Origin of the sequence: Pyxidicoccus trucidator (genome assembly GCF_010894435.1) — a bacterium.
GTDB classification, from domain to species: domain Bacteria; phylum Myxococcota; class Myxococcia; order Myxococcales; family Myxococcaceae; genus Myxococcus; species Myxococcus trucidator.
Map to the genome: position 1 here is coordinate 351,355 of NZ_JAAIXZ010000011.1, position 14,218 is coordinate 365,572.

The 14,218-nt window shown below is 71.1% G+C and carries 11 protein-coding genes; 8 read left to right on the plus strand and 3 right to left on the minus strand.

Translation table 11 applies throughout. The features are described 5' to 3' along the window. The first annotated feature begins 111 nt into the window (after positions 1-111). The 8 genes from G4D85_RS29485 (at position 112) to G4D85_RS29520 (ending at position 9,935) form a co-directional block, all read left to right on the plus strand. Positions 112-1,773, plus strand: coding sequence for a metallophosphoesterase (locus G4D85_RS29485; RefSeq protein WP_164017343.1), 1,662 nt, complete (start codon positions 112-114; stop codon positions 1,771-1,773). 622 nt (positions 1,774-2,395) lie between these two features. Further along, positions 2,396-3,763, plus strand: a complete 1,368-nt coding sequence (locus G4D85_RS29490; protein ID WP_164017406.1) for an RsmB/NOP family class I SAM-dependent RNA methyltransferase — start codon at positions 2,396-2,398, stop codon at positions 3,761-3,763. 24 nt (positions 3,764-3,787) lie between these two features. Next, positions 3,788-5,566, plus strand: coding sequence for a M61 family metallopeptidase (locus G4D85_RS29495; protein WP_164017344.1), 1,779 nt, complete (start codon positions 3,788-3,790; stop codon positions 5,564-5,566). Between the two features lie 11 nt (positions 5,567-5,577). Beyond that, positions 5,578-7,053, plus strand: a complete 1,476-nt coding sequence (locus G4D85_RS29500; RefSeq protein WP_164017345.1) for a B-box zinc finger protein — start codon at positions 5,578-5,580, stop codon at positions 7,051-7,053. A 47-nt stretch (positions 7,054-7,100) separates the two neighbouring features. Next, positions 7,101-7,484: a carboxypeptidase-like regulatory domain-containing protein gene (locus G4D85_RS29505; protein WP_164017346.1), complete on the plus strand. Its 384-nt coding sequence runs from the start codon at positions 7,101-7,103 to the stop codon at positions 7,482-7,484. Between the two features lie 311 nt (positions 7,485-7,795). Then, complete coding sequence (locus G4D85_RS29510) at positions 7,796-8,677, plus strand: ribonuclease HII (protein ID WP_164017347.1); 882 nt, start codon at positions 7,796-7,798, stop codon at positions 8,675-8,677. Continuing rightward, positions 8,674-9,309, plus strand: coding sequence for a hypothetical protein (locus G4D85_RS29515; RefSeq protein ID WP_164017348.1), 636 nt, complete (start codon positions 8,674-8,676; stop codon positions 9,307-9,309). The genes G4D85_RS29510 and G4D85_RS29515 overlap by 4 nt, the downstream gene beginning before the upstream one ends. After that, complete coding sequence (locus G4D85_RS29520) at positions 9,306-9,935, plus strand: histidine phosphatase family protein (protein ID WP_164017349.1); 630 nt, start codon at positions 9,306-9,308, stop codon at positions 9,933-9,935. The genes G4D85_RS29515 and G4D85_RS29520 overlap by 4 nt, the downstream gene beginning before the upstream one ends. A 46-nt stretch (positions 9,936-9,981) precedes the next feature. Here the strand turns inward: G4D85_RS29520 and G4D85_RS29525 are convergent, their stop codons facing one another. The 3 genes from G4D85_RS29525 to G4D85_RS29535 all read right to left on the minus strand — a co-directional run bounded on the left by G4D85_RS29525 (position 9,982) and on the right by G4D85_RS29535 (position 14,187). Then, the gene (locus G4D85_RS29525) at positions 9,982-11,154 is read right to left on the minus strand and encodes an aminotransferase class I/II-fold pyridoxal phosphate-dependent enzyme (protein WP_240359562.1); all 1,173 of its coding nucleotides are present in this window, start codon (positions 11,152-11,154) and stop codon (positions 9,982-9,984) included. A 534-nt stretch (positions 11,155-11,688) separates the two neighbouring features. Continuing rightward, positions 11,689-13,644 carry an acetate--CoA ligase gene (acs, locus tag G4D85_RS29530; RefSeq protein WP_164017351.1) on the minus strand — a complete coding sequence of 652 codons (1,956 nt, stop codon included), beginning with the start codon at positions 13,642-13,644 and terminating at the stop codon, positions 11,689-11,691. A 63-nt stretch (positions 13,645-13,707) separates the two neighbouring features. After that, the gene (locus G4D85_RS29535) at positions 13,708-14,187 is read right to left on the minus strand and encodes a hypothetical protein (RefSeq protein WP_240359563.1); all 480 of its coding nucleotides are present in this window, start codon (positions 14,185-14,187) and stop codon (positions 13,708-13,710) included. Positions 14,188-14,218 lie beyond the last annotated feature (31 nt).

Genomic DNA, 14,218 nt, shown 5'->3' on the forward strand with positions numbered 1-14,218 from the left:
CGGAGGCGGGAGCGCCCGCTCCGTCGCCTGCCCTGACGTGTCGATGGCTGGATGAAGGTTGGAGAATAGACGGTTGGGCCTCGGTCCCGAGCTCGTTCGGGAGGAGGCTTCATGCACCGGACTTCAACCTTCACTCTCGCGCCGCTCGTGGCGGTGCTGACGCTCGTGACGGGCGTCGCCTGCGCGGGCGTGCTGCCCCGAGACCCCTACCTCCAGAAGGTAGGACCGGACACGGCCACCGTGGCCTTCCGGCTCGCGGCCGACTGCGCGCCTACCGTCCTGTTTGGCGAGGGAGCGACCGACCAGTCCACGCCCTCCACGGCCAAGGGGCGCGTGCACGCGGTGGTCCTGACGGGCCTCAAGCCCGCCACCGAGTACACCTATGTGGTGGACGCCTGTGGCAAGGCGACGCCGGCCAGGCGCTTCCGCACCGCGCCCACGCCCGGCACGCGCAGCGTGCACTTCACCGCCGTGGGCGACTTCGGCACGGGCGGCTCGGACCAGAAGCAGGTGGCCGCGGCCATGCTCAAGGCCCGCCCCGAGCTGTTCGTGGCGCTGGGCGACAACGCCTACTCGTCCGGCACCGAGTCGGAAATCCAGAACAACCTCTTCGCTCCCATGGCGGAGCTGCTGTCCGAGGTGCCCCTCTTCGCGTCGCTCGGCAACCACGAGTACGTGACGAACCAGGGGCAGCCGTACCTGGACAACCTCTACCTGCCGTCCAACAACCCGGCGAACAGCGAGCGCTACTACTCGTTCGACTGGGGCCACGTGCACTTCGTGGCGCTGGACTCCAACTGCGCCATCGGCCTGGCCTCGTCGGACCGCTGCGCGCTGGCCGCGCAGAAGGCGTGGCTGGAGAAGGACCTGGCCGGCACCACGCAGCCGTGGAAGGTGGTCTTCTTCCACCACCCGCCCTGGTCCAGCGGCGAGCACGGCTCGCAGCTCGCCATGCGCCGCAACTTCGCGCCCCTCTTCGAGAAGTACGGCGTGGACCTGGTGCTCACCGGGCATGACCACAACTACGAGCGCAGCAAGCCGATGCAGGGCGACGCCGTGGCGGGCGCGGGCAAGACGGGCATCCCCTACCTCGTGGTGGGCGGCGGCGGCGCGTCCCTGCGTCCCTTCGCCACCTCGAAGCCGGCGTGGAGCGTCATCCGCGACGACCAGGCGCATGGCTTCCTGGACGTGAAGGTCGTCGACGGCACGCTCACCGCGGAGCTGGTGGAGACGGACGGCAAGGTGCTGGACACCTTCACCCTGCGCAAGGAGCTGCCCCCGCTGGAGCCGCCACCCACGGGCACGCTGACGGTGACGGTGGAGGGCGAGCGGGGCGTGGCCCCGCACAAGGCGCTCTTCCTCGCCACCCCGGGCGTGGCGGGCTCGAAGGTGACCTGGGACTTCGGTGATGGCGGCTCGGCCGAGGGCACGTCGGTGGAGCACACCTACGCGAAGGCCGGCAGCTACACGGTGACGGCCACGGCCACGCACGGCACGCAGCTCCAGTCGGCCACCGCCGTGGTGCAGGTGACGGGCTCGGGGAACACGGATGAGGAGACGCCGGTGGACCCGGAGGACCCCTCGACTCCGGGGGACCCGTCGACTCCGGCGGACCCCGACACGCGGCCCGGGCTGCCTGGGAACCCCTCGGGAGACGACTCGGAAGCGACGGGTGGCCAGTCCGGGGGCGGCTGCACCGCGAGCCCCACCGCCGCCCTCTTCCCGGCCCTGGGCCTGCTGGTGGCCGGGCTGATGCGGCGGCGCCGCAAGTAGGCGCCTGAAGCCCCGCTCCCTTGTCCGGAACATCGGACAAGGGGCCCATGCCCCTCGGGAACGAGGGGTCCCGCGCCCCTCCGGGAGGCCGCGGCCCCGCCCGGGTGGCTCGGTGGACCTACGTCCACCGGCCCCCGGGTTTGCTTTCGGGGCTTGTCAAGCCGGCCCGGGGGATGCAAAGGCCCATTCCGCCATGGCCATCAAACGCAAGTCCCGCCCGGTCTCCCGGCCGGCCCCGAAGAAGTTCTCCGCCGACAGGTCCGGGAAACAGCCCGAGTCCACCGAGCGTCCCCGACGCTCCGAGGACCCGCGCCGCACCGAGCGCACTGAGCGTTCCGAGCGCCCCCAGCGCGCCGACTCGCCGCGCAAAGCCGAGCGCACGGAGCGTCCGCGACGCGCTGATGACACGCGCGGTGGTGAGCGCGCCGAGCGGCCTCGACGCACCGAGGAAGCACGTGGTGGCGAGCGCGCGGAGCGGCCTCGACGCACCGAGGACGCGCGCGGCGGCGAGCGTGCCCAGCGCCCGGAAGGCCCCGGCGCCGGCCGCACCGAACGCGCCTGGCGCTCGGACGGCACCGGCCGCTTCGGCCACGCCAAGCGCGGTAAAGACGGCGAGCGCCCCGTGCGGGTCTCCCCCGCCCAGCGCGCGAAGAACCCCGAACGCTACGAGCGCCCCGTGCGCGAGGACCTCGTCCTCCAGGCGTGCCTCGAAGCCTACGGCGCCGTCCGTCACGAGGGCCGCCTGTCGGACCGGGCCCTCGACTTCGTCCTGCGCCACAAGAAGAACCTCTATTCCAACGAGCGCCGCGCCGTGGCCGAGCGCGTCTACGGCCTGCTGCGCCGCCAGCGCACGGTGGACTTCCTCCTGTACCGCGCGCACCCGCGCTTCGACGCGCTCGACAAGACGCGCCAGGACGTGCTGCGGCTGGCCACCTCGCGCATCCTCTACGGCGAGCCCGTGGGCATGGTGACGCACACCAGCGCCCTGACGGGCGCGGACGCCGAGGCCCTGAGCGCCCTGCCCGACGCCGCCGCCGCGCTGGAGGCCCTGCCGGAGCGCGAGCGCTTCCCCATCGCCGCCTCGCTGCCCGACTTCCTCGCCGAGCTGTTCCGCAAGCAGTTCGGCCGTGACGCCGCCCGCGCCGTCGAGGCGATGAACGAGCGCGCGCCCCTCACCGCCCGCGCCAACCTCCTCAAGGAGGACCGCGAAGCGCTGGCGAAGCGCCTGAAGGCCGAGGGCGTGGACACCAACCCCACCCCGCTGTCGCCCATGGGCCTGCTCCTGGAGTCGCGCCTCAACGTCTTCTCGCTGGAGAGCTTCCGCGAGGGCTTCCTGGAGCTCCAGGACGAGGGCAGCCAGCTGCTCGGCATGCTGGTGGACGCTCCGCCCACGCGCGTGGTGGACGCCTGCGCGGGCGCGGGCGGCAAGACGCTGCAACTGGCCGCGCAGATGAAGAACCGGGGAGACCTGCACGCGCTCGACGTGGACGAGCGGCGCATGGAGGACCTCAAGAAGCGCGCGCGCCGCGCGGGCGTGCACAACGTGCGCACCCAGCTCATCCCCCACGAGGGCCCGGAAGCGGACGCCGCGCTGGAGCCCCTCAAGGGCAAGGCTGACCGCGTGCTGGTGGACGCGCCGTGCAGCGGCACCGGCACCTTCCGCCGCAAGCCGGACGCGCGCTACCGCCTCACGCCCGAGGATTTGGAGATGCACGTGGGCCGGCAGAAGGCCCTGCTGGCGCGCTTCGCCATGCTGGTGAAGCCGGGCGGCCGCCTCATCTACGGCACGTGCAGCGTGCTGCGCGACGAGAACGAAAACGTCATCGAGGACTTCCTGTCCAAGCACCCCGACTTCACCGTGCGCCCGGTGGCGGAGCTGCTGGGCCCCGAGCTGGGACCGAAGCTGGGCCCCGGCCCGTTCCTGCGACTGGCGCCGCACACGCACGGCACCGACGGCTTCTTCGGCGCCGTGCTCGTCCGCGCGAAGTAGCCTCCAAGGAGAAAGCCACCGGTCATGCCCCAAGCCGTCCGCTACCGCGTTTCCATGTCCCGGCCGCACTCGCACCTCCTGGAGGTCGAGGCGACCTTCCCCGAGGGTCCCGTCGAGCTCGACGCCATGCTCCCGGTGTGGACGCCGGGCAGCTACCTGGTACGCGAGTTCGCCCGGCATGTGCAGGACCTGACCGCGTCAGGCCCGGACGGCGCGCCGCTGCCGGTGCGGCGCACGGACAAGCGCACCTGGCGCGTGCAGGCGGACGGGCAGGCCGTCACCCTGCGCTACCGCGTCTATGCGAACGAGCTGACGGTGCGCACCAGCCACCTGGACGGCACGCACGCCTTCATCAACGGCGCCTGCGTGTTCCTCTACACGCAGGCCACGCTCGGCCTGGAGCACCACGTCCGCGTGGAGGCTCCGCCGGGCTGGCGCGCCTTCTGCGCGCTGGGGCAGCGCGAGGAGTCCTTCGTCGCGCAGGACTACGACACGCTGGTGGACAGCCCCTTCGAGGTGGGGCCCCACACGCCCCTCACCTTCACCGCCGCGGGCGTCCCGCACGAGGTGGTGGTGTGGGGCGATACCGTGCAGGACACGGAGCGGCTGTGCGCGGACCTGCAGCGCATCTGCGAGGCCCAGGCGCGCATGTACGGCGGGCTGCCCGTCCCCCGTTACCTCTTCCTGCTGTACCTGACGGACAAGGGCCGGGGCGGGCTGGAGCACCAGGCCAGCACCGCCCTGCTCTTCCCCCGCGCGGGGCTGGCCAGCTCGCGCGGCTGGGAAGACCTGCTCACCCTGGCGGCGCATGAGTACTTCCACCTGTGGAACATCAAGCGGGTGAAGCCCCGGGCGCTGGTGCCCTTCGACTACTCGCAGGAGAACTACACCTCGCTGCTGTGGGCCTTCGAGGGCTCCACCGCGTACTACGACAACCTCTTCGTGCGCCGCGCGGGGCTGATGTCCGCGCAGCGCTACGTCACCCGGCTGGGCGAGACGCTCACCCACCTGCACGCCACCCCGGGGCGCCGGGTGCAGACGCTGGCCGAGGCGTCGCTGGTGGCCTGGGTGAAGCACTACCGCCCGGACGAGCACTCGCCCAACAGCGCCATCTCCTACTACCTCAAGGGCGAGGTGGTCTCCGCGCTGCTGGACCTCGAAATCCGCCGTGCCACCGGTGACGCGAAGAGCCTGGACGACGTGATGCGCCTGCTGTGGGAGCGTCACGGCGACGGCTCCGGCGTCCCCGAGGACGGCGTGGAGGCGGCGGCGAGCGAGGTGGCGGGCACGGACCTCACGCCCTTCTTCGACCGCGCGCTGCGCACCACGGAGGAGCTGGACTACTCCGCCTTCTCGCACGTGGGCCTGGAGCCGAGCTTCCGCCCGCGCGAGTCCACCAGCGACAAGGGCGGCACCCCGCCGCCCAAGGGCAAGGCCGGCGAGGCCCGGCCCCGGGGCTGGCTGGGCCTCACCACCAAGGGCAACTCCACGGTGGCCACGGTGCTGGAGGGCTCGCCCGCGCAGGAGGCCGGCCTCTACGTGGAGGACGACGTGTTGGCGCTGGACGGGTGGAAGGTGGACGGCGCCGGCCTGCTCAGCCGCTGCGAGGACCGCAGGCCGGGGGAGACGGTGCGGGTGACTGTGTTCCGCCGCGACAGGCTGCTGGAGGTGCCGGTGGTGCTGGGGCAGAAGCCCGCGGATGCCGTGTGGCTGTCCCGGGTGGAGCGTCCCACGGACGCACAGAAGGCGGCATACCAGGCGTGGCTCGGCGCCCCCTGGGACGAGGCCCCCGGCCCGTCATAGGCTTCGGGGCGATGAACGCCCTGCCCCCGGACGTCCTGGACGCGGACTCGCCGCCGCCCTTCTGCAAGAGTCACCCACGCGCTCCCGCCGGCTGGCGCTGTCAGCGCTGCGACGCGGCGCTGTGCCCGGACTGCGCCGTGGGCCGGCGCGCGCAGACGGTGGAGTTGGTGGGGTGTGGCCTCTGTGGGAGCGGCGCCTCGCCCATCCTCGCCCACCGCCGACGCACGCCCCTGGCCGGGCGGCTGAAGGACGCGTGGCGCTACGTCTTCACCTCCTCCGGGTTCCAGGTGCTGATGGCCGTGAGCCTCACCCTGGCGTTCCTGTCGTGGATGACGGAGATGGTCATCGTCTTCCTGAAGGTGCTGCCCCTGGCGCTGTACGGCAGCATGTTCTGGGCGACCTTCTTCACCCTGGTGCGCGACACGTCCCGGGGGGAGCTGGAGCTGGACACGCCGGAGTTCATCGAGTTCTTCCGCGACGGCATCCTCCCCGGCCTCCGCGGGCTGACGGCCGCCACCCTCGTCTGGGTGCCGGCCATCCTCTACGTCGGCTTCCTGCGCCCGGGCAGCACCGGCTGGAGCACGCTCGGCCTCATCCTGACGGGGGACGTCACGCCCCAGGGGCTACTGGGAGACCCCGTGCTCTGGGGCCTGCTGGTGCTGGGCGTGGTGTGGCTGCCCCAGGCGCTCCTCGTCACCGCGGCGGGCATGCCGCCCACGGCCATCATCAACGTGCCCAGGGTGCTGCGCATGGTGCAGGGGCTCGGCCGCGACTACCTGCTGACCGCGGGCGTGCTCGCCCTGCTCGGCGCGGCGCACCTGGCACTGCACGCCGTGGCCTTCGGACTGCGGGCGCTGGACCTGTTCATCGTCTCGCGCGTGCTGGCGGAGGGCCTCACCCTGCTCGTCCCCTTCACCGCGGCGCACGTGCTGGGGTTGCTGCTGTACGTGCGGGGCGACTCGCTGGGCTACGGCGTGGACCGCGACTACCTGGAGCCCGTGCTGGGCAGCACCCGGCCCCGCCTGGCCGCCCCGCCCATGCGCGACGACGCGCCGTTTCCCGAGGCTCCCGAGGGCGCGACGCTGGTCGATGTCCCGGACGCCGACCAGCGCGCCGCGAGCGAGGGGCTCACCGCGCTGGCCTCGGCGGTGGAGGCGCGAGACGTCCCCCAGGCCATGGCCCTGTATGCGACGTTGAGAGGACAACCGAAGGCGCGTGTCCCTCCGGCGCACCACCTGTTCGTCGGACAGGCCGCGGCAGTGGAAGGAAACTTCCCACTGGCGGTACAGGCGTTGGAGTCCGCGGCAGATGTGGCGCCAGATGACCCCACCGCGCCCCGTGCGTTGGTACTTCTGGCGCGCGTGTTGGGCGAGCGGATGCAGGATGTGGGGCGCGCGGAGGAAGTCTATCGCTACGTGTTGCACCGCTATCCGGACTCGAGCGCGGCGCGCTTCGCACGAGAGCGCGTGGCTCCGTCATCCGACTGACACGGACATTGCAGTGCGCCTCCTGAGACACCACCTTGGGAGGCATCATGAATCGGGTGCGAGGGTTCTCATGGCTGGTCGGTCTCCTCTTCATCGCCGCGTGCGACGAGGCACCGCGGATGGAGCGTGGAGGTGACGACTGCCAGGCGGAGTTGGTGGCGTTGAGGGTGGAGGTGCTGAACGCGGAGGGGGCACGTGTGCGGGGGGCCACCGTCACGGCCACCAACACGGCGTCGAACGTGAGCATCACCGGTGTCACGGATGAGGACGGTGTCTCCACCGCCGTCAACGAGTCGCTCGCGCCCAGCCCGGTGCGCGTGGTGGCCAGCGCGGGCTCCAAGGTGTCGTCGCCCCAGCGCATCGAATGGACGTGCGACGCCTGCAACTGCACGCCGGAGCCGAGCACGCTGCGGCTCCAGTTGAACCCGTAGGGGCAGCCGGAGTGGGAAGCGCCAGGCTGGAGCCCGGCACGATGCGGCTCCCTCTGGCCCCGTAGACGCGCCCGGTGCCGCACTTCGTACCAGGGTGGTTGTGCTGGCCCCTCCGCCTGGGGTACTGCATTGCGTCATGCGCGACGCCCCCCTGCCCTCCCAGCGTCCGGCCTTCTCCGTCCACCGGGCGAGCCGCCAGTCGGGCGCCGCCCGCTCCGTGGCCTGCGGAACGTGTCCAGGCGGGCGGCGGGTTCCCACTCCACGAGGTAATGCTGGCTTGCTACCTCCAAGGTAGGCTCCCGGTCATCACCATGTCCGCAGACACCGTGGAACAGCTTCTCCTGTGCGCGCTCTCCGAGCTGACGGAGCGCTATGTCACCCACTCCCAGCCCGTGCCTGCTGGACTGCTGGAGGCCCTCGACGGGGACTCGCGGCGCGGGGCGCGTGAGCTCGCCCGCCGGATTCGGGGGCGGCAGGAGCGCAACCGCTCCGAGGGCCAGCGCCTGCGCCACCTGCTGAAGTTCGAGGTGGAGCTGTGGGAGCAGGGGCTCACGCACGTGGCGGGCGTGGACGAGGCGGGCATGGCGCCGCTGGCCGGCCCGGTGGTGGCCGCCGCGGCGGTGCTGCCGAAGGGCTACCGGCTGAAGGGGCTGGACGACTCGAAGAAGATTCTCGACGCGGAGAAGCGCGAGGAGCTGGCCGTGGCCATCAAGCGGGACGCGGTGGCGTGGGCGGTGGGCCGGGCGGAGGTGGAGGAAATCGACCGCATCAACATCTACCACGCGGGCCTGCTGGCCATGCGCCGCGCGGTGGAGGGGCTGGGGCTGAAGCCGGACTTCGTGCTGGTGGACGCACGGAAGATTCCGGAGTGCCCCTGCCCGCAGCGCGGCATCATCAAGGGCGACACGCTCTCCATGAGCATCGCCGCGGCCTCCATCCTGGCGAAGACGACCCGCGACAGGATGATGGCGGAGCTGGACACGCGGTACCCGGGCTACGGACTGGCGGCCCACAAGGGCTACCCGACGCCGCAGCACGTGCAGGCGCTGAAGGAGAAGGGCGTGCTGCCCATCCACCGCCGCAGCTTCGCGCCGGTGCGCGAGGCGCTCGGGCTGGGGCCTGCCTCCATGCCTTCCGCCGTGCAGACGGAGCTGTTCGCCGCTATCCCTACCGCGACGACGACCAAATCGTGAGCTCGGACCAGGACATCGACGGCTGGATGGCGGCGCGAGGCATCACCCTGCCCGAGGCCCGGGTCCGTGCCCGCGCGGTGCTGGAAGAGGTGGGACTCACCCGGCCCGGCAAGCAGCGCATGAGCGAGCCCAAGCTGCTCAAGGCGGCCGAGGTGCTGGACGGCCGCTTCTTCCCCGTGTGCGCCGATGGTGCGTGTCTCAAGGTGGCACAGGCGAGCGGCCGGGAGCCGCTGCGCGTGGAGCCCCGGAGCCACTGCGCGCGGTGTGGAGGCTCGGCCAACCGCCGCGCGGAGGTCGCCTTCGTGGAGAGCTGCCTGCGTCACGGCGTGCGCAAGGTGGTGGTTGTCGGCGGCTCGCCCGCGGTGCGCGAGGAGCTGGAGGAGAAGCTCGGGCACCAGATTGATTTGCGCATGGTGGACGGCACCGAGCGGCGCACGTCGGACCGGGCGCGGAGCGATTTGGACTGGGCGGACCTGGTGCTGGTGTGGGGTGCCACGGAGCTGCACCACAAGGTGAGCGGGCACTACACGCACGGGGGCCCGGCCTACAGCCACAAGGTGGTGCACGTGGTGCGCCGGGGCGTGGCCGCCCTGCTGGAAGAAGCCATGACGCACCTGGAGCGCTCTCGTTGAAGACTGAATTCATCCTCATCCGTCACGGCGAGACGGAGTGGAACTCCCAGAACCGGCTGCAGGGGCACCGCGACAGCGCGCTGAGCCGCGAGGGCCTGCGGCAGGCGGACGCGCTGGCCGCGCGGCTCGCGTCGGTGAGCTTCAGCGCGCTCTACAGCAGCGACCTGGGACGGGCCCTGGAGACGGCGCGGCGCATCGCCGCGCGCACGGGGCACTCCGTCGTCCCGGACACGCGGCTGCGCGAACGGGGCCTGGGCATCCTCGAGGGGCTGACGCGGGAAGAGGCCACCCAGCGCCACCCGGAGGCGTTCGCGGGCTACGTGGAGGGCGGTCCGGACTACGTCGTCCCCGAGGGAGAGAGCACGTCCCAGCGGCTGCGGCACGCGGTGGAGTGCCTGGAGGAGCTGGGGGCGCGCCACCGTGGTGAGCGGCTGGTGGCCGTGACTCACGGCGGCGTCCTGGGCCTGCTGTTCCGCCACAGCCTGGGGGTTCCGCACGGCATGCGGCGCGCCTTCTCCGTGCTCAACGCGGGGTGGAACCAGTTCGACTACCACGACGGCGGCTTCCGGCTGGTGACCTGGGGCGACATCACCCACCTGAAGGACGTCAGCCGCGACGACACGTAGTCGGCGCCGCGCCCCACCCTTCACGGGCGGGGCACGGCTTCGCTGGCTACAGCTCGCCCTGGAGCCGCGCCTGGGCCGGGGCCTCGGCGCGGGACGGCCGGGCCGGCTGGGCCTTCAACCACTGGCCGGCCTCTTCAATCGCGCCGGAAATCACCTCGGCGGCCCGGCGCACCTGCTCCGGCGTGTGCGAGGACATGACGAGCACGCGGAAGCGCGAGTCGCGCACGCGCACCGCCGGGTACTCCACCAGGTTGGCGGACACGCCGCGCTCGAGCACGAGCTTCGACGCCAGCCGCGCCACCTTCGGGTCTCCCACCGGCACGGGCACCACGTTGGAGGGCTCGCCCAGGCACTGGATGCCGCGCTCCAGGAAAGCCCCGCGCAGCGCCAGGCTGTTCTCCCGCGCCTTCGCGCGCAGCGCCTCGCCCTCTTCCGAGCGGACGATGCGCAGCGACTCCAGCACCACCGCCGCCTGGAGGGGCAGCAACGCGTTGGAGAAGATGTGCGGCCCACCCATGATTCGCACGAACTGGCGCACCGCGGGCGAGCGCGTCGCCATGAAGCCGCCGGTGGAGCCGAACGTCTTCGAGAAGGTCCCCACCACCAGGTCCACCTTCCCCAGCAGCCCCTGCACGCCCAGGCTGCCCGTGCCGCGAGGCCCCAGCGCGCCCAGGTCATGGGCCACGTCGACCAGCAGCGTGGCGTTGAACTCGTGGCAGATGGACTGGAGCTCCTCCAGCCGCGGCACGTCCGAGTCCATGGAGAACAGGCCCTCCGTGACGACCAGCACGCCGTTGCGCGTGTCGCGGGCGCGAATCTCCTGCAGCTTGCGGCGCATGGCGCGGTTGTTCAGGTGCGGCACGCGGCTCACGTTCTGCGTGGCGGCGGCGGCCCCCTGCTGCAGCGACTGGTGCGACAGCGCGTCCATCACCACATGGTCATCCGGACGCACCAGCCCGGAGATGGCGCCGAAGCCCGCGCTCCAGCCCGTGGAGAACAGCACCACGTGCGGCATCTGCAGGTGCTCGGCGAGCGCCTTCTCCAGCATCAGCGCTGGCGGCGTGTTCCCCCCGAACATCGCCGAGCCCGCGCTGTGCAGTCCGTACTGCTCGATGGCCCGATGCCCCGCGGCCACCACCTCGGGGTGCGTGGACAGCCCCAGGTAGTCCTGTGAGCCGAAATTCAGACCCTGGTACGAGATGCCCCTCTCACAGCGCACACCACACTCCGCGGTGGGAGCTGCCTCCAGGCTCCGGGAGTATGGCCAGAGCCCTGCCTGTCGCCGCGACTCCTGCCACTGGAAGAAGGCTTCCGTCCGTCCCAGGAGGTCCGGCCCAGTGGGTTGGGTGTAATGTGAGATGAAGTGGGTGAAGAGGGGGGAGTCGAGCTGATCTCGGAAATCCATGAAGAAGCAGGTCCAGAGGGGGGAAGAAGGGAGACGGTGCTGGAAAGACGAGCCGTAGAGCGCTCAGGGGGGCAAGCGCGACCCCTGATGCCCTTGCATCTTTCCAGTGTCAACCTACCTACTCAGTCGGTCCTGCTGTATTCGTTTGTTACGATGAAACAAAATGTAATCAAAAGAAGGAATAGCGCGCCGGGAGTGAGACTCTTTCAGGTATTCCTGGCTCACATGTGACGTTTGGAACGCACATGCGAAGGCCCCGAGGCCGCCGTGTTCCTGGGCGACTCCGGGGCCTGTTGAAGCGCTCGGGCAGGGCCGCGTGGTGGCGCGGCCCCGCCCCCGGAGGCGGCGTTACTCGTCGTTCTGCCGGAGCGCGGCGAGGACGTTGAGGTCCTCCAGGGTGGTGGTGTCCTGGGTGGACTGCTTGCCCGCGGCGACGTCGCGCAGCAGCCGGCGCATGATCTTCCCGGAGCGCGTCTTGGGCAGCCCCTCGGCGAAGCGGATTTCATCCGGCCGGGCGATGGCGCCAATCTCCTTGCTCACGTGCGTGGCCAGCTCCTTCTTCAGCTCGGGGGAGGGCGCGTTGCCCTGCTTCAGCGTGACGAAGGCCACCAGCGCGGTGCCCTTCAGCTCGTCCGGGCGGCCCACGACGGCGGCCTCGGACACGCGCGGGTGCGCCACCAGCGCGCTCTCCACCTCCGCGGTGCCCAGGCGGTGGCCTGCCACGTTCACCACGTCGTCCACTCGGCCCATCAGCCAGAAGTAGCCGTCCAGGTCCGTGCGAGCGCCGTCGCCGGTGAAGTACTTCCCGGGCAGCTCGCTGAAGTACGTGCGCACGTAGCGCTCGGGGTCGCCGTACACCGTGCGCAGCATGGAGGGCCACGGCCGGGTGACGAACAGCAGGCCGCCCTGCCCCTTCGGCACCGGGTTGCCCTGCCGGTCCAGAATCTCCGCGTGGATGCCAGGCAGCGGCAGCGTGGCCGAGCCGGGCTTGGTGGGCGTGGCCCCCGGCAGCGGCGAAATCATGATGGCGCCCGTCTCCGTCTGCCACCACGTGTCCACCACGGGGCACCGGTTGCCGCCGATGACCTCGCGGTACCACATCCACGCCTCGGGGTTGATGGGCTCGCCCACGCTGCCCAGCAGCCGCAGCGAGGACAGGTCGTGCTTGCGCGGGTGGTCTTCCCCCAGGCGCATGAAGGCGCGGATGGCGGTGGGCGCGGTGTAGAGGATGGTCGCCTTGTAGCGGGCGATGATTTCCCAGAAGCGGTCCGGCCCCGGCTGCGTGGGCGCGCCCTCGTAGAGGACGGTGGTGATGCCGTTCATCAGCGGGCCGTAGACGACGTAGCTGTGCCCCGTCACCCAGCCCACATCCGCGGTGCACCAGTAGACGTCGTCCTCGCGCAAATCGAACACCCAGCGCGTGGTGAGCGACGTCATGACGGCGTAGCCGCCCGTGGTGTGCAGCACGCCCTTGGGCTTCCCGGTGGAGCCGGACGTGTAGAGGATGAACAGCGGGTGCTCGCTCTCCACCCACTCCGGCTCGCACACGTCGGACTGGCCCTTCACCAGCGCGTCCCACGCCAGCAGCTTCGGCCCGGACAGCGCCAGCGAGTCACCCGTGCGCCGCAGCACCACCGCCTTCTCCACGGTGGGCATGTTGGGGAGCGCCGCCTCCACGTTCTTCAGCAGCGGCACCACCGCGCCCTTGCGCCAGCCGCCGTCGGCGGTGAGCAGCACGCGGGCGCCCATGTCGTTCATGCGCTCCTGGAGCGCCTCGGCGGAGAAGCCACCGAACACCACCGAGTGCACCGCGCCGATGCGGGCACACGCCAGCATGGCCACCGCGGCCTCGGGCACCATGGGCAGGTAGATGCCCACCCGGTCTCCCTTGCGGATGCCCAGGGACTTGAGCCCGTTGGCCAGGCGGTTCACCTCGGCCGCCAGCTCACCGTACGTCAACCGCCGCCGGTCTCCGGGCTCGCCCTCGAAGAGGATGGCGGGCTTGTCGCGGCGCTTGTCGAGGTGCCGGTCCAGGCAGTTGTAGGCCAGGTTGGTGCGGCCCTCGACGAACCAGCGCGCGTGCGGTGGCTTCCAGTCCAGCACCGTCTGGAAGGGTTGCTTCCAGAACAGCTCCTCGCGGGCCCGGTCTCCCCAGTACTTGTCGGGGTCCTTCGCGGCCTCGTCCCAGAGCCTCCGGTAGTCCTCCATGCCGCGCAGGTGGGCCTGCCGAGCAAAGGCCTCGGGGGGCGGGAAGACGCGTGTCTCCGTCAGGACCGATTGAATCTCATGCTGCTTTTCAGCCATGGGCTCCTCCGAGGAAGGACAACCGCCCCTCTCTTCTAGGAACCCGCGAGCCCGGGCTCAAGCCTACAAGTCACAGGGCTTCGAATCCTTGACGGCTTCATAGCGCATCCACAGCTCACACACGCACGTGTCCGGGCGCTGGGCCTCGTAGCGCACGCGCAGCTCGCCGTTGAACTGCGTCTCGCACCGGGTGGTGCCTTCCAGGTGGATGTTGACCTGGTCGAGCAGGCACGCCTGGTCATTCACCGTCGCGACGGCGTTCACCACGCTGCCGTCGATGGAGAAGTCGTCCCCGCCCTCGAGAAAGTAGCCGGTGAGGCGGCTGTCCAGCAGGTCGAGGTCCATGCTGACGACGCGGCCGGTAATCTGGAGGGTGCCCTGGAACTGGTCCCGGTTGGACTCCGCGAGCCCACACTCGTCGCGGAAGACCTCGACGGGGGTGAGCACGTAGTCCCCCTCTTCCTGGGGGTAGGGCAGGCAGCCCGCCATGCCGACCACGAGCAGGGCGGGAACGAGGAAGCGGAAGCGTCTCGGGGTGGACACGGCGCGCACCATACCCCACGGCCTGCATTGG

Coding starts and splice junctions, on each gene's coding strand:
- G4D85_RS29485 (WP_164017343.1), top strand. CDS start 112: ATGCACCGGACTTCAACCTTCACTCTCGCGCCGCTCGTGGCGGTGCTG.
- G4D85_RS29495 (WP_164017344.1), top strand. CDS start 3,788: ATGCCCCAAGCCGTCCGCTACCGCGTTTCCATGTCCCGGCCGCACTCG.
- G4D85_RS29500 (WP_164017345.1), top strand. CDS start 5,578: ATGAACGCCCTGCCCCCGGACGTCCTGGACGCGGACTCGCCGCCGCCC.
- G4D85_RS29505 (WP_164017346.1), top strand. CDS start 7,101: ATGAATCGGGTGCGAGGGTTCTCATGGCTGGTCGGTCTCCTCTTCATC.
- G4D85_RS29510 (WP_164017347.1), top strand. CDS start 7,796: ATGTCCGCAGACACCGTGGAACAGCTTCTCCTGTGCGCGCTCTCCGAG.
- acs (WP_164017351.1), bottom strand. CDS start 13,644: ATGGCTGAAAAGCAGCATGAGATTCAATCGGTCCTGACGGAGACACGC.